Annotated in this window: 20 protein-coding genes and 1 riboswitch; of the genes, 10 read left to right on the plus strand and 10 right to left on the minus strand. The window is 36.7% G+C overall.

Annotated features, from left to right (window positions below; genetic code table 11):
* Positions 1 to 14: 14 nt before the first annotated feature.
* From rodA to EXE09_RS06560, 3 genes are all read left to right on the plus strand, one after another.
* A complete protein-coding gene (gene rodA, locus EXE09_RS06550; protein ID WP_130116730.1) occupies positions 15 to 1,151 on the plus strand; it encodes a rod shape-determining protein RodA in 1,137 nt (378 codons plus the stop codon).
* A gap of 253 nt (positions 1,152 to 1,404) precedes the next feature.
* Positions 1,405 to 2,673 (plus strand): D-amino acid dehydrogenase, encoded by a 1,269-nt coding sequence (locus EXE09_RS06555; protein ID WP_130116731.1) that lies wholly within the window; start codon positions 1,405 to 1,407, stop codon positions 2,671 to 2,673.
* A gap of 76 nt (positions 2,674 to 2,749) precedes the next feature.
* Positions 2,750 to 2,835: riboswitch (glycine riboswitch) on the plus strand.
* A gap of 201 nt (positions 2,836 to 3,036) precedes the next feature.
* Positions 3,037 to 4,290 carry a D-amino acid dehydrogenase gene (locus EXE09_RS06560; RefSeq protein WP_130116732.1) on the plus strand — a complete coding sequence of 418 codons (1,254 nt, stop codon included), beginning with the start codon at positions 3,037 to 3,039 and terminating at the stop codon, positions 4,288 to 4,290.
* Positions 4,291 to 4,424: 134 nt separating this feature from the next.
* Here EXE09_RS06560 and EXE09_RS06565 read toward each other — a convergent pair whose 3' ends face one another.
* The 5 genes from EXE09_RS06565 to EXE09_RS06585 all read right to left on the minus strand — a co-directional run bounded on the left by EXE09_RS06565 (position 4,425) and on the right by EXE09_RS06585 (position 8,492).
* Positions 4,425 to 5,618, minus strand: coding sequence for a hypothetical protein (locus tag EXE09_RS06565; RefSeq protein WP_130116733.1), 1,194 nt, complete (start codon positions 5,616 to 5,618; stop codon positions 4,425 to 4,427).
* A 151-nt stretch (positions 5,619 to 5,769) separates the two neighbouring features.
* On the minus strand, positions 5,770 to 6,423 hold the full coding sequence (nfsB, locus tag EXE09_RS06570; protein ID WP_130112169.1) for an oxygen-insensitive NAD(P)H nitroreductase: 654 nt from the start codon (positions 6,421 to 6,423) through the stop codon (positions 5,770 to 5,772).
* A gap of 87 nt (positions 6,424 to 6,510) precedes the next feature.
* A complete protein-coding gene (locus EXE09_RS06575) occupies positions 6,511 to 7,056 on the minus strand; it encodes an RNA 2'-phosphotransferase (RefSeq protein ID WP_130116734.1) in 546 nt (181 codons plus the stop codon).
* Positions 7,057 to 7,082: 26 nt separating this feature from the next.
* The gene (locus tag EXE09_RS06580; RefSeq protein WP_130116735.1) at positions 7,083 to 7,814 is read right to left on the minus strand and encodes a UDP-2,3-diacylglucosamine diphosphatase; all 732 of its coding nucleotides are present in this window, start codon (positions 7,812 to 7,814) and stop codon (positions 7,083 to 7,085) included.
* A gap of 168 nt (positions 7,815 to 7,982) precedes the next feature.
* On the minus strand, positions 7,983 to 8,492 hold the full coding sequence (locus EXE09_RS06585) for a peptidylprolyl isomerase (protein ID WP_068974279.1): 510 nt from the start codon (positions 8,490 to 8,492) through the stop codon (positions 7,983 to 7,985).
* A 166-nt stretch (positions 8,493 to 8,658) separates the two neighbouring features.
* Here EXE09_RS06585 and EXE09_RS06590 point away from each other — a divergent pair, with 166 nt between their 5' ends.
* Entirely contained in the window at positions 8,659 to 10,380 is a 1,722-nt protein-coding gene (locus tag EXE09_RS06590) for a glutamine--tRNA ligase/YqeY domain fusion protein (RefSeq protein WP_130116736.1), read from the plus strand.
* A gap of 118 nt (positions 10,381 to 10,498) precedes the next feature.
* A complete protein-coding gene (locus EXE09_RS06595; RefSeq protein WP_130116737.1) occupies positions 10,499 to 10,816 on the plus strand; it encodes a pyrimidine/purine nucleoside phosphorylase in 318 nt (105 codons plus the stop codon).
* Positions 10,817 to 10,866: 50 nt separating this feature from the next.
* Here the strand turns inward: EXE09_RS06595 and EXE09_RS06600 are convergent, their stop codons facing one another.
* Positions 10,867 to 11,757, minus strand: a complete 891-nt coding sequence (locus tag EXE09_RS06600) for a LysR family transcriptional regulator (protein WP_130116738.1) — start codon at positions 11,755 to 11,757, stop codon at positions 10,867 to 10,869.
* A gap of 155 nt (positions 11,758 to 11,912) precedes the next feature.
* On the opposite strand from EXE09_RS06600, the gene EXE09_RS06605 reads away from it, so the two are divergent.
* Together EXE09_RS06605 and EXE09_RS06610 are read left to right on the plus strand one after the other, a co-directional pair.
* Positions 11,913 to 12,962 carry an aldo/keto reductase gene (locus EXE09_RS06605; RefSeq protein WP_130116739.1) on the plus strand — a complete coding sequence of 350 codons (1,050 nt, stop codon included), beginning with the start codon at positions 11,913 to 11,915 and terminating at the stop codon, positions 12,960 to 12,962.
* Positions 12,963 to 13,060: 98 nt separating this feature from the next.
* Positions 13,061 to 13,510 (plus strand): SRPBCC domain-containing protein, encoded by a 450-nt coding sequence (locus tag EXE09_RS06610; protein WP_130116740.1) that lies wholly within the window; start codon positions 13,061 to 13,063, stop codon positions 13,508 to 13,510.
* Between the two features lie 172 nt (positions 13,511 to 13,682).
* Here the strand turns inward: EXE09_RS06610 and EXE09_RS06615 are convergent, their stop codons facing one another.
* Positions 13,683 to 14,222: a lecithin retinol acyltransferase family protein gene (locus tag EXE09_RS06615; RefSeq protein WP_068974273.1), complete on the minus strand. Its 540-nt coding sequence runs from the start codon at positions 14,220 to 14,222 to the stop codon at positions 13,683 to 13,685.
* Positions 14,223 to 14,420: 198 nt separating this feature from the next.
* On the opposite strand from EXE09_RS06615, the gene EXE09_RS06620 reads away from it, so the two are divergent.
* Entirely contained in the window at positions 14,421 to 15,176 is a 756-nt protein-coding gene (locus EXE09_RS06620) for a phosphodiester glycosidase family protein (RefSeq protein ID WP_130116741.1), read from the plus strand.
* A 95-nt stretch (positions 15,177 to 15,271) separates the two neighbouring features.
* On the opposite strand, the gene EXE09_RS06625 is transcribed toward EXE09_RS06620, so the two are convergent.
* Complete coding sequence (locus EXE09_RS06625; RefSeq protein ID WP_068974271.1) at positions 15,272 to 15,520, minus strand: hypothetical protein; 249 nt, start codon at positions 15,518 to 15,520, stop codon at positions 15,272 to 15,274.
* 200 nt (positions 15,521 to 15,720) lie between these two features.
* On the minus strand, positions 15,721 to 16,962 hold the full coding sequence (locus EXE09_RS06630; RefSeq protein WP_130116742.1) for an OmpP1/FadL family transporter: 1,242 nt from the start codon (positions 16,960 to 16,962) through the stop codon (positions 15,721 to 15,723).
* 402 nt (positions 16,963 to 17,364) lie between these two features.
* On the opposite strand from EXE09_RS06630, the gene EXE09_RS06635 reads away from it, so the two are divergent.
* Both EXE09_RS06635 and EXE09_RS06640 read left to right on the plus strand, forming a co-directional pair.
* A complete protein-coding gene (locus EXE09_RS06635) occupies positions 17,365 to 18,009 on the plus strand; it encodes a TetR/AcrR family transcriptional regulator (RefSeq protein WP_213073884.1) in 645 nt (214 codons plus the stop codon).
* 45 nt (positions 18,010 to 18,054) lie between these two features.
* Positions 18,055 to 18,732 carry a class I SAM-dependent methyltransferase gene (locus tag EXE09_RS06640; RefSeq protein WP_130116743.1) on the plus strand — a complete coding sequence of 226 codons (678 nt, stop codon included), beginning with the start codon at positions 18,055 to 18,057 and terminating at the stop codon, positions 18,730 to 18,732.
* Positions 18,733 to 18,814: 82 nt separating this feature from the next.
* Here EXE09_RS06640 and plsB read toward each other — a convergent pair whose 3' ends face one another.
* Entirely contained in the window at positions 18,815 to 21,019 is a 2,205-nt protein-coding gene (gene plsB / locus EXE09_RS06645) for a glycerol-3-phosphate 1-O-acyltransferase PlsB (protein ID WP_130116744.1), read from the minus strand.
* Positions 21,020 to 21,189: the final 170 nt, after the last annotated feature.

Genomic DNA, 21,189 nt, shown 5'->3' on the forward strand with positions numbered 1-21,189 from the left:
TTTAAGATTTTTATATGACGCCATCGCCACAATATAAGTTTTTACGCCAATCAGTTCGAGATGGTTTAAGTTTCAACCAAAAAGCGTCCAGATGGGATAGATTACATCTCGATCCGTGGTTGCTCGGTTTATTGATTATTAATATGGTCTTAGGGCTATTGATGGTCTATAGCGCATCTTCTGAAGATATGTCGATGGTGATTCGCCAAGGTGTCAGCTTCGCTGTTGGTTTCGTTGTGCTTTTTTTATGTGCGCAAGTACCACCCAAAGTATATCAAGCCATCAGTCCTTGGTTCTATTTGTTTGCCATACTATTGCTCATACTTGTATTGCTGATCGGTGATGTGCGCTTAGGCGCAAAACGCTGGTTGACTATTCCAGGTATTGGCAGTATGCAACCCAGTGAATTTATGAAATTTGCCATGCCGCTGATGATGGCGTGGTATTTTTCACGGATGCCATTACCACCGAAATTTCGTCATATCGTTGTTGCACTGATCATTATGATGGTGCCATTCGTTTTGGCATTATTACAGCCCGATTTAGCGATTGGTATTGTGATTGGTGGTGTATTTGCATTGTTCTTGAGTGGTATGTCTTGGTGGTATATCGGTGGCACGTTGGCGGCTTTGGCATGTGCATTCCCGATTATTTGGACATTTGTACTGCAAGCCTATCAAAAGAAACGTATTTTGACATTATTCGATCCAGAGTCTGATGCTTTGGGTGCTGGATGGAATATTATCCAATCGAAGATTGCCATTGGTTCAGGTGGCTTGTCTGGGCGTGGCTTCTTAGAGGGTACGCAGTCACAATTGGGTTATTTGCCTGAACATCATACCGATTTCATCATGTCGACCTATGCCGAAGAATTTGGCTTCATGGGCGTGTTCTTTTTATTCGCGCTTTATACTGCGATTATTTTTAGATGCATGATGATCAGCCTAAACTGCTTCCATAACTATGGGCGATTATTGGCAGGTACGATAGGTTTATCAGTGTTCTTTTATGTTTTTGTTAACTCAGGTATGGTGAGTGGAATTTTACCAGTGACAGGTGATCCATTGCCATTAATGAGTTATGGCGGAACAGCAGTGATCGCTTTATTGGCCAGCTTTGGGATTGTGATGTCGATTCACACACATCGTTAAAATAAATGATCTAAATATTTAAAATTGTAAATTAATAATAGGGTATTTATAAAATACCCTTTTTATTTGAATAAGATAGAAAATAAAAAGAACAGATCTAATTATTCTAATACTTAAGCATGATTAAAACTATATTGCGTAATTTATATGAAATGCTACATTGAGAATTGATCAATATATTTTTCTAGAAGTATAACTTTTTATTATAGTTTTTAATTAAAAATCTAATTTTTTATATAAGGTTCAGTTCTGTATGCATATTATTATACTTGGTGCAGGCGTTATCGGTACAACCTCAGCTTATTATCTAAAACAAGCAGGGCATGATGTGACGGTGATTGATCGACAGCCGAATGTTGCTTTAGAAACCAGTTTTGCCAATGCTGGACAAATTTCCCCTGGCTATGCATCACCTTGGGCTGCGCCTGGCATTCCACTCAAAGCATTTAAATGGATGTTTCAGCCCCATTCACCATTGGCAATTAAATTGACAGGCGATATGTATCAGTACCAGTGGATGGTGCGCATGCTCGCAGAATGTAATATCAATCGCTATCAAATCAATAAAGAACGCATGGTGCGAATTTCAGAATATAGTCGTGATTGTCTAGATGATTTGCGTGCTGAAACAGGGATTCATTTTGATGAACGCCAGTTAGGAACTTTACAATTATTCCGTAAACAAGAACAGTTGGATGTTGCGGGTAAAGATACTGAAGTTTTAAAACACGAAGGTGTGCCATTTGAATTATTAGACAAAGCAGGTGTTATTCATGCTGAACCTGCGTTAGCACATGCGACAGTTGATTTTGTTGGTGGCTTACGTTTACCGAATGACCAAACGGGAGATTGTCAAAAATTCACGACAGAATTGGCTGAACTCGCAGCTGAACAAGGTGTTCAATTCTTGTTTAATTCCAGCATAGAAAAAATTGAAAAGGATGTAGATCAGATTACAGGGATCTTACTCAGTGACGGAACTCGAGTAAAAGGAGATGCCTATGTGATGGCACTTGGCAGCTATAGCCATGAGATGCTCAAGCAGTTAGATATAGATGCACCTGTCTATCCACTCAAAGGATATTCGATCACCACGAAGATTTTAGATCCTGCATTATCACCCGTATCGACGATTTTAGATGAGTCTTACAAGATTGCACTGACACGTTTTGATGATCGTATCCGTGTGGGTGGTATGGCAGAAATTAATGGTTTTGATCGTTCCCTAAAAGCCAGCCGTGAAGATACTTTGTTGATGGTATTACAGCAACTTTTTCCAAAAGCCAGTGATATTTCAGATGCACATTTCTGGACAGGTTTAAGACCTGCAACGCCTGATGGAACACCAATAGTCGGTAAAACAAAATTTAAAAATTTATTCACCAATACTGGGCATGGTACGCTTGGTTGGACAATGTCCTGCGGTTCGGCAAAATTATTATCCGATATTATTTCTGGCACGACACCGCAAATTGAATATGATGATTTGAATGTATTCCGCTATGACTCAGTGAATCATTGATAAAAATTGAAAGAAATTGGTCATTAAGTATTGTTTTAATTTTAATCAGTGGCATATTAATTGCTATATACAAGGAAAGATGATTGCAGGAGAGAAGTCTTCTGACTCGCCGAAGGAGCAACGACCCCGGAAACTCTCAGGCAAAAGGACTGTAATCATTGTAAAACTCTGGAGAGAAGCCATTCTATTGAAAATAAAAAGAAATGGCTCACCGAAGGGGATGGTTTAACCTAAAACATTGATGATGAATGACTTAGGTTTTATCGAAGCTCTCAGGTACACATGACAGATGGGGCATACATTGACAATGTATTTTAGGACGAATGAAACGTCTTGAACATTACATTTCAAAGGAGTGTGCGTATGTGTCATGTTGTCGTTATTGGTTCAGGAATTACAGGTGTAACTTCCGCTTATGAACTTGCTCAATTAGGTTATCAAGTTACTGTTATTGATAAACATTTATTTCCCGCGATGGAAACATCTTTTGCCAACGGTGGACAGCTGTCTGCCTGCAATGCAGAAGTTTGGAATCAAAAATCAACGGTTCTCAAAGGCATAAAATGGATGGCAAAAAAAGATGCCCCATTATTGCTCAATCCTGCATTTGATTTGCACAAATATGCATGGCTGGTTGAGTTTCTTGGCAACATTAAACATTACGAAGCCAATACGTGCGACACGGTCAAAATGGCACTGTTGGCACGTCAAAGATTATTTAGTATTGCAGAACAAGAAGGGATTGATTTCGACCTAGAAAAGCGTGGAATTTTGCATTTCTATCATTCTGAAGAAGACTATAAAATAGCAACTGCTGTCAATAATTTACTTTGCAAAGGTGGATTGGAACGCCATGCAGTGACACCTGAGGAAATAAAAGCCATTGAGCCAAGTTTAACTGGTGAATATTATGGTGGTTTCTATTGTCCAGGTGATGCAACAGGTGATATTCACAAATTTACTATGGGGCTTGCGAAAGCTTCGGAAAAGTATGGGGTGAAATACATCTTTGGCATGGAAGTGGTGAATATTGATCATACTTCTACAGGTGTAAATATTCAATATCACAGCAGTGGCGAAAATGTGAATGGTCAAGAAAGCCATGCTAAAGTCATTGAACAAATTAGCGCAGATGCAGTTGTGGTCTGTGGTGGGGTAGGAAGTTACCAATTGGCCAATCAATTGGGTGATCGCGTTAATGTCTATCCTGTCAAAGGATATTCAATCACAGTGCAACTCAACGATGAAAAAAGTATCAATGGCGCACCGTGGGTCAGCTTGCTTGATGAAAGCGCCAAGATTGTGACTTCACGTTTAGGTGCAAATCGTTTGCGTATCGCAGGTACAGCGGAATTTAATGGTTATAACCGAGATATACGTTCAGATCGCATTCAGCCTTTAACGGATTGGGTAAATAAGAACTTCGATATTTCGACTGAACATTGCGTACCTTGGGCAGGTTTAAGACCGATGATGCCAAATATGATGCCTGTGGTAAAACGTGGAAAACGTGAGCGGGTATTCTACAATACAGGGCATGGACATCTGGGGTGGACACTTTCTGCTGCAACAGCAGTGATGATTAGCCAAGAAATTGCCAGTTCACATCCGATTTAATTAATTGAATTGAAAATATATTTCAGCATGAACATTTGATTCATGCTGAAAATTGATTTTAAAAATTTTAAAATAAATGCAATCAAAAGTGATAAGTCATCACATTTACAATGCTTAACTTTGGATAATTCATGTTATTTCCCCGATTTTTGTTCAAGCTTTGGTGATGATTTAGGTGCTTCACTTACATTTTTATTGATCTCTAATACGTTTTTAGGTTTCTGATTATTTAATAATTTAATTTCAGAATGCACACTGCTTTGTAGGCTGTTACAGACCTTTGGATTTTGCTCTAGATAAGCTTGGTATTCTTGTGAATATCGTGAAAACCAGTCTTGAAATGCTTTTGAATGACGCATTTTATCGAAAAGTTGTGCATCGAGAATATCTGGTGGTGTGTAATTGTCTTTTTCGGTAAATTTTAATAACTTGAGAAAATATAATGCTTTCTCTGGTTGATCTAATAATGCATAGAGTTGTGCACTTATCGTATTGTTCCGTTGAGTATTTTCATCTTGATGTGAATTGTAAAATGCTAAAATTTTATTCTGGTTTTGTTTTAACCAAGATTTTGCTTGCTGAGGATAATAAGCTTTTAAATACTGATCATAATATTTGACCAATATAAAAAAATTACCAGAATCATAATCCATGTTAGGTTGTTCGAGTAATTCAAATAAAAAAGGCTGTAATGTTTGTATTAATGCTTTTTGTTGATCTTTCCTGATCTTTTGTTTATCAAGTGCATTGAGCAGTTCACTCAGTACAGCGTAGTAATGGTGTTTATGTTGCTGATTATCTGTGTTAGTTTCTTGAATTTTTTCAGCATATTGCTTAGATTTTTCTAAAAGTTGGGTGCGTATCTGTTGGTGTTGATCATCATCGAATGGTACGGAGTTGCGCGCATAGAAAATAGAAATATTGTAGAGAAGATTTTCATCATAGGGGAAGTCTTGTAATAATTTTAAATAAGTGTGTTCAGCATTTAAAAAATATTTCTCAGATAAATTTATGCAATGATGGAAGACTAAATATTCAGAATAAGCTGCATTTAAGTTGGCAAAATCTAAATAAAGATTATCCCGAATTTTAGGCATTTGACCCTGTTCATTTAGTGATTGTATATTCAGAGATTGGATATACGGTGTCATTATTTGAAGTTCTGCTAGAATTTTTACTTCATCTGTTGTTTGAATATGATCAGGATTGGTAAATTGTTGACTAAATTTTGAGAATTTTTGGTTTTGTTTATTTTCGGCACTCATTTCAAAAGATGAGCATGCGTAGAACTGTGTGATCAATAGAGTGAGTAAAATCGTCTTTTTCATAGAGCATGTATTTTTATTTTAACTTTGATCATTATTATCCCTTAGGATAAATGTTGAGTGGGTATGATATTTGTTGAATTAGAGATTTATGAGTGAAATAAAAAGAAGTCACGTATGACTTCTCTTGTTTAAATTTTGACGATTCAAAAACTTAAAGTTTGGTAAATATTTCTTCTTTGTTTAAACGTGACTTAGGCAATGAAGCATTGAAATCTGCATCACTACGATAACCTAGTGTCATGAGTACAGATGGAATCAAACCTTTCTCGTCTAAACCTAATTCTTCGGTGATAATCGTTTCATCAAAACCACCGATCGGTGTTGCATCAATCCCTTCGATTCCTGCTGCAAGGAGAGCTTGCCCAAGTGCAATGAAAGTTTGGTTTTCTGCCCAACGTTGAATATCACCTTTTTCAGTACGGTAATAATCTACATAACCTGAACGGCTATCTTTTTGACCTTGTTTGGCTTTTTCATCTTTAAAACGACCGCTTAAATCATCTTGACTCAATAGATTCGCTAAATGCTGCTCTGTAATATCAGCTTTGGTACAAAAGAGAATGGTATGTGATGAGTCTAAAACTTTAGGTGCGTTATAAGCATATTTTCCAACCAGTGCTGTGGCAATGCGTTGTTTCGCCGCATCATTATCTGCAATGAAAAAGTGCCACGGTTGGATGTTGATCGAAGATGGCGTTAAACGTAGGATTTCAAGTAACTGTTCGAATTTTTCTTGCGGAATTTTCTTAGTTGCATCGTAAGCTTTGGTCGTGTAGCGAGTTTTAGATACAGTTAATAAATCCATGAGCCGTCTCATATATCGTAAATTTTCGATATTATAGACATATTTCAGATAATTTGAATCTTTTGAAACGTAAATAAACGTGAATTTTCACGGTTCAAACGCAATAGATTGTGGAACAACTCGCTCGACAAGCCATACACCATTTTCAGCCTGATAAAATTTAATCCCACGATGATACATTTCTAAGGCATTGATACTCAGAATACGTGGTTTACCATAACGCTGACCAACTGCTATAGCTGTTTCGATATTTTCTGATAAATGTACATATTGACGCTCCTTGGGAACTAATCCATGTTGTTTGATCGAGTCAATAAACCGTTCGGCAGTACCATGAAAAAGTATTTCTGGTGGCATCTTTTCGGTAAACGTTCGATCTACAGTAGATGTGGAGTGACCTTGTACAGCACGGATTTTTAAACCATCACTACTGATTTGAAAGCGTTTTTTTTCACTATTTTCAACAATTGAATTTAGCGTAGCTCTATCGATTCTGAAATTATTGACAGGTTCAGCGTTGTCTATAAGTTCTTCAATATTTGCCCAACCTTGCTGATCCAATTTTAATTGAATTGATTCAGGCTGATGTCTGAGGATAAAACTCAAATATTTACTTATTTCTTTATCATTCATGATGAATATCCTTTGTTAGATATTCTCTATCTTATCTTCCAATTAAAAAAATTCCATTGTCCATCATCATCCACCTCTAAAATCATTGCTTCAGATGTTTTTTCACGCCAATCGCCTAAAACAATCCTCGTTTTACCGTGTACATCATGGATTTCAGGGCGGTGGGTATGTCCATGAATCAATACATCAACCTCAGCTATGGCAGTTTCAACAGCCTGTGCATTTACATCCATAATGGCATAGCTTTTAGTTTGATTGGATTCACGACTTTTTTTACGAAAACCATTGGCAAGTTTTTGTCTAAAACTCAAAGGTGTACTTTTTAATAAGCCTAAAATAATCGGATTACGAATAATTTTACGGAAACGTTGATAAGAAACATCATCGGTACACAGGGCATCGCCATGTTCGATTCTAAATTTTTTATTTCCAATATTTAGGGTATAAATCTCGGGGAGGAGCTTGCCATTGAATTTATTGAGAAATTTTTGACCCAAGGCAAAATCACGATTACCCACTAAAAAGAAAATTTGATTTCCTGACGCACTGAATTGTTTTAAGGCTGTGACAATTTCATCTAACCAAGGGGCAGTGTAGTCATCGCCAATCCAAGCGTTAAACCAATCACCTAAAATATAGAGTTGGGTTGGTTGTGTCGCATTATTATTTTGATATTGTTCCAATAAAGCTAAAAACCCCCGAACGAGTCGAGGGTGATCTGGTGACAAATGTAAATCAGCGATAAACAGATGGGTCACTATTTTATTTTACCTATTTTTTAGAATCCCCCTTGCGGAGCAATGCTCCTCACCCACCTTTTGCAAAGGGGGACTTTCCTTCCTTATATATTGGAAGTTCCTCCCACTTGCGCTTCGTTTTAAAAGCAGTGCTTTAAAACTTGCTCAGGGAGGTTAGGAGGGATTCTATTACTCAGCAATAATTTTTGCAGATTCAATGACAACATTTTCTAAAGGAACGTCAGCGTGATAACCACGGTTACCAGTACGAACACCTTTGATCGCTTCAACAACGTCTAAGCCTTCAGTTACTTTACCAAATACTGCATAACCCCAACCTTGTGCTGTTTTACCAGTGTGGTTAAGGAAAGAGTTGTTTTTCACGTTAATGAAGAATTGAGCAGAAGCAGAGTGAGGAGCTTGAGTACGTGCCATAGCGATCGTACCTTCATCATTACTCAAACCGTTGTCAGCTTCGTTTTCGATAGAGTCACGGGTGGCTTTTTCTTTGAAATTTTCATCCATGCCACCGCCTTGAATCATGAAACCGTCAATCACACGGTGGAAGATTACGCCATCATAAAAACCATCACGAACGTATTCTAAAAAGTTAGCAACAGTTTTAGGTGCTTTTTCAGAGTTAAGTTCAAGAACAATGCGTCCTTTGTTGGTGTTTAATTCGACTTGAGGAAAACTCATTCTATAATCTCCTAATCATGACAAAAATGTCATGGGTTTTTGGTTGAGAGAAGCATAAGCAAACTGTAAACTACATAGCAAGCAAAAACGTGATTTTCTTTGTTAATATTTTCGAAAATCCGTTTTTATTGATCCTATTTTAACTTTTAGAAGTGATTTATCAACTATGAAGCCAAATGATGTTGTTTCAGAACTGCCGAAAACCCCGACAACCAATACTGCATCTGTCGATAATGCGCAGCAAGAACAACAGGCAGGTTTGGACTTTGTACGCCAAGTGATTACTGATGATTTGGCAGCAGGTCGCACTCAACAAGTTGTGACACGATTCCCACCTGAACCAAACGGTTATTTACATATTGGTCATGTCAAAGCGATTTGTTTGAACTTTGGCATCGCAGAAGAATACCAAGGTTTATGTAACCTACGTTTTGACGATACCAATCCAGATGCTGAAGAACAAGAATATGTCGATGGTATTGCCAATGATGTGAAATGGCTTGGTTTTGAATGGAATGGTGAGCCTCGTTATGCATCGAGCTATTTTGATCAATTACACGCTTGGGCGATTCAATTGATCAAACAAGGGGATGCTTATGTTGATTTGCAAAGCCCTGAAGAAATCCGTTTAAATCGTGGTAATTTTGTCGATTTAGGTAAAAATTCTCCATACCGTGATACTTCGGTCGAAGAAAACCTTGCACGTTTTGAACAAATGAACAATGGCGAGCTTGGCGAAGGCAAAGCAGTATTACGTGCCAAAATTGATATGGCGTCACCAAACGTCCACATGCGTGATCCGATTTTGTATCGTGTACTCCATTCTGAACATCACCAAACAGGTGATAAATGGAAAATGTATCCAATGTACGACTATGCGCATCCATTATCTGATGCGATTGAAGGTATTACCCATTCATTATGTACTTTGGAATTCCAAGATCACCGTCCGTTCTATGATTGGGTGGTTGAAAAAGTTAAATCGCCATCTGTACCGCATCAGTACGAATCGAGCCGTTTAAACATTGACTATACCATTACCTCTAAACGTAAATTGCGTAAATTGGTTGAAGGCAATCATGTAAGTGGTTGGGACGATCCACGTATGCCTACAGTGGTCGGTATGCGTCGTCGTGGTTTCACACCTGAAGGTTTACGTGATTTCTGTAAACGTGTTGGTGTGTCTAAAACGGATGGTATTGTTGATGTGGCAATGCTTGAGTTCTGTATTCGCCAATCTTTGGAAAATACCGCAGCGCGTGGTATGGCTGTATTAAATCCACTCAAAGTGACTTTAACGAATCTGCCTGAAGATATGGATTTGAGCCATGCACGTCATCCAAACGTGGATATGGGCGATCGTATCATTCCTTTAACATCAGAAATTTATATCGACCGTAAAGACTTTGAAGAAGTACCACCAAAAGGCTTTAAGCGTTTGATTCCTGAGGGTGAAGTGCGTTTACGTCATGCTTATGTCATCAAGTGCGATGAAGTGATTAAAGATGCAAATGGCGAAGTGATCGAGCTAAAATGTTCGATTGATCCTGAAACTTTAGGTAAAAATCCTGAAGGACGGAAGGTGAAAGGTGTTGTGCATTGGGTATCTGCGACTAAAGGTATTCCTGCGGAAGTGCGTGTTTATGACCGTTTATTCACAGAAGCCGCACCAGATGCTGATGACGATTTCTTGAAATGTTTAAATCCTGATTCGTTACAAGTTTTGCAAGCAGTGATTGAACCTGCATTGGCGCAAGCAAATCCTGAAGATCGCTTCCAGTTTGAACGTGAAGGATATTTTGTTGCAGATCAGCACGATCATACAAGCGACAAACCTGTGTTTAACCGTATCTTAGATTTGAAAGACAGTTTTAAACCGAATAAGTAATTTTAAATTTAAGTATTAAACCCAGCTTCGGCTGGGTTTATTTTTTGATAAAAATATTGAAATGAAGTCATGAAAAGATATACATTGTTTATGTATAAAAATTAAACAGGTTTGTGTCATGGCGATACAATTTGATTTTGTCACTGTTCATAAAAAGCCGAATATTCATTTTGATGGTCGATCTATCAGTTATCTGATTGAATGCCAAGATGGTTCGAAGAAAACTTTAGGTGTGTTGCTTCCTACAGAAAAGCCCTTAACTTTTGAAACGCATGTCCCTGAGAGAATAGAAATTATTTCAGGAAAATGTCTGATTAAAATTGAGGATGGGGAGTTTAAATCTTTTTCTGCGGGTGAGTATTTTAAAGTTCCTGAAAATAGTCGCTTTAGTATGCAGTCAAGTGAAGTTGTAGACTATGTTTGTCATTTAGAATAATGTATTTTTTTTAAGATTTTGAATGTAAAAATAATATGCTGTCAGCTTGATTATTTTTTTTGAAAATAATTTTGTAAATACTCAATAAAAACGCTTACTTTTTGTGGAACAAGCTTACGATCTGGAATAATTGCATAAATCTGTGTAGGTTCAACTGTATAGTCGGGCAGTACTTGGACTAATTTTCCAGATGCTAAATCTTCCTGTACATGCCAAAGCGAATGGTTGGAAATACCAACGCCTGCCAAAGAAGCTTGGCGAATGCCATCACCTGAGTTGGAAATAAATTGTCCTGATACCTTGACCGCATAGGCATTATTTTCATTATCAAACAATTGCCATGTATGGCTTAAACCTTGTTGATGGTTTTGCACAATACATTGATGCTGTAATAAGTCATTAGGTGTTTTAGGCATACCATGATGTGCTAAATATTCAGGTGCTGCGCAAAGTAAGCGTGGGTTATCCATCAGTGGTTTGGCGATCAGACTTGAATCCTGTAATTTTCCGATACGAATGGCGACATCAAAGCCATGTTCGATCAGATCAACATTTTGATCATTTAAATCTAAAATTATATTGAGTTTTGGGTGATGTAAGAGAAATTGTGCAATCACAGCTGTAAGTATTTTTGCACCGAATGTTGCTGAAGCTGTCAACTTGAGCGTTCCTGTTAATTCCTGATTTTGTTCCAATAAATTATCTTTGAGTGTTTGAAATTCTTGAATGAGTGGATAACCTTGTTTGAGTAAAATTTTTCCTTCATCCGTTAGCGTTAAACGACGAGTGGTTCTGTAAAATAGCCTAAGCATTAAATGCTGTTCAAGCCTTTGAATTCGTTGACTCGCCACTGAAACTGAAATATCGGCTTCTTTGGCAGCCTGACTAATTGAACCGAGTTCTGCAACACGGACAAAAAAGTGAAAATCATCAGTATTCATAATCAGTGCGCCTTATCTCAACATTTTTAACCGATTTTCCAAAAACACAAAACAATTATCAAGAAAATCAGAAAAATGATTGTTGATTATTCGTGTTTATTTGAATATTTACGATGATTATTCTGTGATGAATCAATCATAGACGGTAGATTCACATGAAATATAACTTTCTAGGCAGTTCAGGATTACAAGTTTCAGAACTTGGTTTTGGTGCAGGAACATTGGGAGGTAAGGGACCATTATTTTCAGCATGGGGGCAGGCAGATCAGACTGAAGCCAATCAAATGATTCAGCAATGTTTAGACGCAGGTATTAACTATTTTGATACAGCCGATGTTTACTCAGATGGTGAATCTGAACGGATGCTTGGTAAAGCACTAACCAATCAACGTCAACAGGTCATTATCTCTACTAAAGTTGGCATACGAAGCAATGAACAAATCAATCATGTCGGCTATTCACGTCATTATCTGATCCACGCTGTAGAGCAGTCTCTAAAGCGTCTAAATACCGACTATATAGATGTGTTACAACTTCATCAATTTGACAGTTTTACCCCACTCGAACAACTGATGTCATCTCTAGATCAACTGGTTAAAAGTGGCAAGGTTCGTTATATCGGTGCATCCAATTTTGCAGGATGGCAGCTAATGAAAGCCCAAGCAATTGCGGATCGTTATGGTTATGAAAAATTCAGCGCACATCAGATTTATTATTCACTAATTGGACGTGATTATGAATGGGAACTGATGTCTTTAAACCACGATCAAAAAATTGGCGCTGTGGTCTGGAGTCCACTAGGCTGGGGCAGACTGACGGGTAAATTTGATCGAAATCATCCATTACCTGAACATAGTCGTTTACATGAAACAGCGCAATTCGCACCACCAGTCAATGAAGAATATCTGTATCAGGTTTTAGATGTGCTTCAGGATATTTCACTTGCAACGGGTTATTCTATTCCACAAATTTCACTTAATTGGATATTGCAACGACCAACTGTTTCAACTGTCTTGATCGGCGCTAGAAATTCGCAACAATTGTCTGCAAATCTTGAAGCGAATCAATTTAAATTGAATGAAGATCAAATCCAACGATTGGATACTGTAAGTGCGATTTATCCGCCTTATCCCTATTATCCTTATTGGAATGGACAATTTTCAGAACGATACCATGCACTGGTTAAATCCAATTTTATAGCATAGTAAACAAACTGATCAAAAAATGATTAACAAAATAAAAATACCGCATCTATAAATGATGTGGTATCACATTGTTTATACATTCAATTTGGAGCAACGCAATGAACCCAACCATTGAAACCCAAATGCTGATCCGTAAACCGATCAATGATGTTTTTAATGCTTTTATCAACCCTGAAATCACCACGCAATTTTGGTTTAGTCATTCAACTGGAAAATTAGAACAGGGCAAAACTGTAGAATGGCGTTGGGCTAAATATGAAGTGACCGCACAAGTTAAAGTGTTAAATATCATTGAAAATAGACTGATTCAAGTGATTTGGGGAGATCCAAAATCGACAGTAGATTTTATTTTTGAACAGGTCAATGCAGAGCAAACCTACTTAAAAATCAGAAATTACGATATTCCATTACAAGGGGCAGAATTGATCGCTTTTGTTGTCGATGCGACAGGTGGATTCACAACAGTCATTGATAATTTAAAAGCTTATTTGGAATACGGTATAAAATTAAATTTAATTGAAGACAAATTTCCACCATTTAACCGTTAAGTTTTTGTAAAAAAAATGTTAATTTATTTTTATTAAATTATTGTAATTTAATTAATTATTGACATTTATCGGAATGCTATTCATATTGAGGTTGAGCGTTATGCTCACCTTGAAAAAAAACGTGATATTTCTCGTTCCCTGCTTCGGTAGGGTTTTTTTTTGCCTAGTTGTTTTATTTTTTAGATTGTTGTTCTTTAATCGATAAATAAGTTGGAAGTTTAAGTTTAGATTGGGCTCTCAGTTTCATTTTTATATATAAAACTAAAGCAAAACATGTGGTTGCAATCGTTAAAAATAAACCATTCATATAGGTCATAATAGAGCTGATATAACCAATCGTGGTTAAACGGTTCATCATTTTGACCACTTGAGGACTACTTTCAATTCCTGTGATTGCCCAACTACAGAGGTGTTCACAATTATTAATAATTAAATGGTAATTATTTTCATGCATGCGTGAACGCATACGGCGTACCACATGGCGACCTTTAAATTTGGGCTGTTCATATTGACGAATATGGATGGTTTTACCGTGAGCAAACTTTTCTAGCGTGGTGATTTCAATCGGGCGTTTTTTGAAAAGGTGTGCAAAACCAGAATAATGAATGACGCGTCCCTTACCGGCGTAAATCCCATGATGGCTATAGCCAAAATGTTTTACGATAAGATGCGAACCTAGAGCATACTTTGTTGTTACTGATTTAATCTGCATATTCCACTCAGTTCAAATAAAGTGTACACATGTATTTAATTGAAAGGACAGAGCCATTATAGCGATGTCATGTGAATATAGAAGCCTTGAAATTGATAATTAAGTAAAAATTTGCATCTAAAATGATAAATAATATTCATTTATCGAAGCTATACAGCTTAGAATAGGGGCGATTTCTATAGAATTTGTGTACATGATATGAAGCTAAAAGTGTCTTTACCGTTGCTATTATCGTGGTTTGGTATGAGTGGAATGCCATCACAAACGCTAGCAAATACCGAATATTTTGAAATTAAGCATAACAATCAAGTTATTGCAGATGTCGTCAAAATAGATGAATTTCATAAACTAAAACTAGTCTTAAATGATGCACAAAATAAGCCTTTTAAACGCTTTTCAGCAATTCTGAAAAAGCATAAAGATTGTCGACTTAGTTTTGCAATGAATGCTGGGATGTATCACACAACGTTTGAACCCGTAGGTTTATATGTCGAACAGTCAAAACAACTTTATCCATTAAATATTCAAAAAAATCAATTTGGTAATTTCTTTATGCAACCCAATGGCGTGGTGGCTTGGAATAAAAATAAAGCAGTCATTCAAACCACGCAACAATTTAAAAATACAGCTTTCCAATCTACGTATGCCACGCAGTCAGGTCCGATGTTGGTGATAAATGGAAGCATCAATCCGATTTTTGTGAAAAATTCAGAATCATTGAAAATCCGTAACGGTGTTGGAATTAAAAACAATCAGTTGTATTTTGTGATTAGTCGTGGACGAATCAGTTTTTATGATTTTGCTGATATTTTCAAAACACAATTAAAAATCAACCAAGCCTTATACTTAGATGGTTCTATTTCCAGTGCATATATTCCGCAAGCAAAACGCAATGATCAAATTTATGAATTAGGACCGATGTTTATTTATGATGAATCAAAAAAATGTGATTGATGAGCTTAGGTATTATTATTTTTAGGAATCTAAAAAGAGCAATATTTATGCTAATTTTTTTAACATGCGTACTGCTCTTAGGTGACTATAAGAAATTATTGTTTAACCATTCCAAGAATTGACGATTGTGCTTTACATGCTTGAATCGCTTCATCTTTAGATAACTTTTTAATTTCTTCTTCAAACGCTTTCTTTTGTTCTTTTAACGATTCTTCAGGCATGCCACTTTGCTTGCCAAGTTCCTCCATGTGTTTCCAAGATTCTTCACACTCTTTAGGTAAGCCACCGCAAGCAGTTAAAATTGTACCCAATGCCAAAACTGGAATTAAACGTAAGAGTTTCATATCGATATACCTTTAAATTTTTAGAGATTTTAAGTTAGACGCTAACTTGTTTTTTAATTTCCGTTATTTGATGTATAACATGTACAAATGACTGAAAAATGAATTTTTATTTGAAAATAAAAAAGACTTCTTTCGTTAAGTGTTACAAGTGAAAGAAGTCTACGCTAAAACCTTAATTTAACCAAATCCAATAGAATGGATTAAAAACGATAACCCATTTTTAGACCATATCCAATCGCTGTATTGTCCTTATAGTCTCCTTGTTGGGCGATCTCAGAAATACCAGGAACAGGGAGGTAGTATGTACCATCTTGTGCTGTTGCATCACCAATCCAAAGATATTTCACACCACCTGCAATGAAATAGTTTGGTGCTGGATTATATTGCACACCTAAGCCTAAGCCCCAACCACCTTTAGTTGGGTTGAGTACAGAGGCAGGATTGCCTGTACCAGAGTCCCAAGACACATCCGCAGAAGCTGCCCATTTTTCTGTAAATTGATGACCTAAACCCAGTGTGACGCTGTATTGATCTTTATGATAATCATCAAGATTGAAACCACCTGAATACAATCCTTGGCTGAGTTCGCCTGTCGCCATTTCAGTCAAAGCCCCAAACTGTGTCGGTCTTAACTCAAACTGTTTCCAATTGACCCAACGTGCATTTAAATAAGCCAATGTATCTTTATAAACCCCAGTTTGAAAATCTAAATTGACCGATTGAGGTGTGGTAATTTCAGTTTTTGTATCAGCAGTGAGGACTAGAGGCTCGCCAAAAATACTTTCAGTTGCTTGTAACTTGTGTTTAATTTCAGAGCGATACGTCACGGCAGCTTTTAGTGCAATTTCTGGAATTTGGAATGCTGCACCAGCAAGCCAACCAACAGCATTATCTTGTTTAAAATCGGCATCATACCCATTGAAAATACTCATGGAATTACCACGAAGTTTCACATTACCTTTTACAGTTTGATAAACACCGCCTGCATAGAGGTTGAAATGTGGGTCAGGTTGGAAGCCAAAAAGCATACTGATATTTTGAGTATCTACATTGGCCTCAGTGCCAGTTTGACTGATCTTGTTGTCTGAAAATGTATTATTGTCACGTAAAGGGTATTTGACAGCTGCACCGAAGGGTTGGTCATAGATCAAACCAAAAGACACTATTGGCGCGATTTGGAGTTTGAGGGCAACATTATAATATTGAAAAGATTCTGCCATATCTCCAGTACTGAGATCGGTACTTCCTGCATTGACAAGATCTGGACGATCTCGAACTTTACCCGATACATCAGGATCGACCACAGCGATACTGGCTTCAACGTAATTTTTATCTTCAAGAAAGGCTAAAATCGACTGTCCAGACTGATCCATTGCAGCTGAGTGGCTATATGTCGTCGCTAAAATCGGCAACATACTTAAAATAAGTGGTTTTATTTTCATTCTATTCTTCCTTGAATATTATCGTTATTACCGTATAGAAACTTTATAAATAATCTAACCCAAAAGGCTAATTTATAAAGCTTTTATACGATTCTTTGCTCAACTTAGTGAATCATTTTTAAGCAAGTGAATAAAGGGGAGATTTGACCAATATAAGGGGGGATTTTCGGACAATCTCTTTACAAATCATGCATAAAATCAATCTATTTGAGAGTGTTCCCTCACGATTGTGCTTATTCAATAAACACTCTGATTCATTGCAAAAAGGTTTACTGCCCAAAGGATAGCTAATTGAGTCGAAACTCATTAGTATTTAGTCTGAATTACCACATCGAAAAATTAGGGTAAAATTTACTTTAAATTTTTTAATCTTTTATTTTTAAATGGAATTTTTATAAAGTCATGAGTTATAAACGATCCTCTGTGATGGAAGAAAAGATGCAACAAAACCGTGAGATGATTTTATTGTCTGCACGGGAATTGGTTGCACAAGGAGGATTTAAAGATGCGCAAATTCAAGCGATTGCAGATCGGGCAGGGGTGTCGAGTGGTTTGGTTTATCGCTATTTTGAAAATAAAAATCAGGTTTTAATTGAAGTTTTAAATGCCGCAATTCATATCGAGGTGAATATTCTCAATGATATTGCGCATACCGAACAAACTGCCATGGAAAAGTTACATCGTGCAGTGACGACCTTTGTGAAACGTGCGATGAACAGTCCGCGTTTATCTTATTCTTTATTATTTGAACCTGTCGATCCTCAATTTGAGTTGGAACGTTTTCAAAGTAAGCAGTTGATTAAAGAAAGTATTCTTAAAATCTTGACCGAAGGTCGCCATTCAGGTGAATTTATTTTTGAAGATTTAAATACCACAGCACTATGTATTGTTGGTGCGATGACCTTCGTGGTGATTGAGCCTTTGAGTATTGCCAAAACCAACCGTTTTGACAAAACCTATAAAGAATATTTTGTGAAGCAAATTGCTGATTTTTGCTTACAGGCTGTTAAAGTCAAGCAAGTTCAAGGTGTTGAATCATCGAAGTAGCCTTATTAAAAATCTCTAAATTCGACATTCTCAAAGGACTGAAAGATGGCAAAGGATTTTAACAACCCTGTTGTAGTCGATGGTTATGATGATCATATCCGTAAATTGATTCCAAGTTATGAAATGATTCATTTGCAAGTGCATGCTCTACTGAAAACCTATGCGCCGTCGAACGCAAATATTTTAGTGGTTGGTTGTGGTACAGGCTATGAGTTGAAATATTTAGCTGAACAATTTCCTGATTGGACATTTACAGCGATTGATCCTGCACCGAATATGATTGAAAAAGCGCAGCAATATATTGCGGATTCAGGGCTTTCAAATCAGGTTCAATTTGTACTCGGTGATACATCTATTTTATCTGGTTTAAATGAAACATTTGATGTTGCATTGGCAATTTTGGTTTCGCATTTTGTACCGATACAACAAAAAGGACAATTTTTTAAAGATATTGAAAATAGCCTAAGCAAATCTGGATTATGTTTAAGTTATGAGTTAACGCAAATCTCAAATCCTCAACAATTAGAAACCTTGAAAATACTTGCTTTAAAAACAGGCTTGTCTGAGAAGCAGGCTGAGGTTATGGCAAATCGTATTGATCAAGACTTTGCATTGATCAGTGTAGATGAAATGAAGAATTTATATCAGCAAGCAGGGTTTTCTACTATAGAAACCTTTGCACAAGTGTTGAATTATTATGGTTTTATAGGGTTTAAGCACTAAAAAATCCCTTCAACTTGATGTATAATTTTCATGATGCAAAAGTAAGTGAAGGGAATGTTTATTCTAAATTCAATTTAAAAGATTATTTCTCTTTATCCTCTTTCTCAGCGTCTTTTACTACGACATTGACATCATATAAATGCGCAAAAGCAGAAAGTAGGCGAACTTTGGGATCAGCATCCGAGATTTGAATATGATCTTCGTCATTGATTTGAATTAATTTTTCAGTCACAAAATATTGTAAAAGCTGTTCAATTTCAGTTTGAACCTCTGATTCATCCCATTTTAAGAAAAAGGCTTTCTGAATTTCAGGATAAAGTGCAATCACTTGGCTCAATAAATCAGCTTTAGCAATGACAAAAACTTGTTGCTCCGTATGCATTTTCAATACTTTGGCAATTAACGCAGGCAAAATAAAAGTATGCAAAATGTTGTTGCTAAAGTACTTCAGTAAACCGACTTGGGTATCACTGACTTTAACCCAGCGTTCATTATCATGCTCAATCAATTCAACTTGCTTAAGCTTCATTGCATATTGAATGATTTCTTGATTTGAAAGCTCCGTCATTTTCATACGTTCATCATAACGATGTAGTTTGAGCAAGTTTCTTAATTGCTCTAAACGTTGGATGACTTCACGTTCAGCCAATGCATGTGTCGGTGCATTTAATAAAACAAGAGAAATCAAGCTGATTGGATTAATCACGACTGCTTTATTGATATTTTCTAAAATTTCGATCGCAACATCATTCACCGTTGCTTTAACCGAAGTAGGCATTTCTTCATGTAAAGCAACATGTTCAGGTGCATTGTGTTTTTTGAGTAAGTCATCAAGGAACACTGGCTCACCTAAATTTACATGAACGACACCAAAGACTTTTTCAATTTTTTGAATAGATTTTAACAATCCAAACAATGATTCAGCTTGTTTCTTTTGCCCGCCTAACTCTTTGATATAAGAGCTACCTTCCATTAGCTTTTCATAACCAAAATAGGTTGGAATGAATGCAATTGGTTTACTATTACCACGTAAATAACTCTGAATGGTCATAGCGAGCATGCCCTTTTTCGGTGCAAGCAATAAACCTGTACGTGAGCGACCACCCTCGATGAAATATTCCATCGGTGTATTGCGATTCAGCATACTGTAGATATATTCTTTAAAGACAGCAGTATAAAGTGCATTACCGTTAAAACTACGACGAATGAAGTATGCACCTGCGCCACGCATCAATTGTCCAACCACAGGCATATTCAGGTTAATACCCGCTGCAATATGCGGAATCATCAAGCCACGGTTATAAATCACATAAGACAATAACAAATAGTCAATGTGGCTACGATGACATGGTGTGTAGACAATTTCATAATCTTTGGCGAGTTCACGGACTGTATCGAAATTATGTACTTCGATCCCATCATAAAGCTGTGTCCAAAGTTTGGTGAGGGCAATCTCAGCAAAGCGCAAAGTTGAATATGAAAAATCCGAAACAATTTCATCTAAATATTTATGGGCTAAATTTTCAGCTTCATTGACACTGATTTTTTTGTGAATGCTTTCATTGAGAATCGCTTCTTTGACAGCTTCTGACATCATTAATTTTTTAATGACATTACGACGGTCAGAAATATCAGGACCTAAAATGGCTTCTTTATAGCCATTAAACTGTTTGTTGAGTTCAGTCACCACATAATGTGCAGGTGAGAAGTTCGGTGTAAGCTCAATAGCTGAATCAATCAGGGAACGCAACGAAATTGCTTGATGGAATTCGATATAGTTATCACGTCCATAGAGCGTGATATTGAGCGCTTGTTTAATCCCCGTCGGTTTTGTCCAAGCATCTGCCATCAAAGCTTTATACCAACTGTCCTCATTTTCAGGTGCGCGTCCCCAAAGAATCGTAGTGGGTACTAAAAGCACATCTTGTTCAGGATGTTTTAATAAAAATTCAACCAGACGAATAATTTTGTCAGGATAATAAGCTGAAGCGTTACTCTTACTCGGTTCTAAAATAATGAAAGAATCATCTTCTTGATAATCCTCAGATAAAGCCAATGGGGCAAAAGCAGGGCTTAAATTTCTTTTTTCTGTTTCATTGTCAATTAAGACTTTATTTGATGTTGAATCGTCTTGAATCACATAGCAAATCGGTGAATTTGGTGTATTCGGATCATGTATAGTATTTTCCAGTTTTTCTGTATCACCTAAAACTTGTGGGCTTACGATTTTATCTAAGATTTTTTTTGTAAATTGTCGGTAAAATTTTTGATAAGCATTGCTTGCCATAATATTCTCTAGGTTAGCGTCATAGCGTTATTATGCTTGAAATAATATACAAATATACACTTTGATTTGATGACAATTCAGTCAAACAATTTGCTTAAAAACTAAACTTATGATTTATATGAATAATCTATTTCGATATAGATATAATTAAATTCAGTAACCGAATATCA

Source organism: Acinetobacter sp. WCHAc060025, assembly GCF_004209355.1.
Classification (GTDB): Bacteria; Pseudomonadota; Gammaproteobacteria; order Pseudomonadales; family Moraxellaceae; genus Acinetobacter; species Acinetobacter wuhouensis.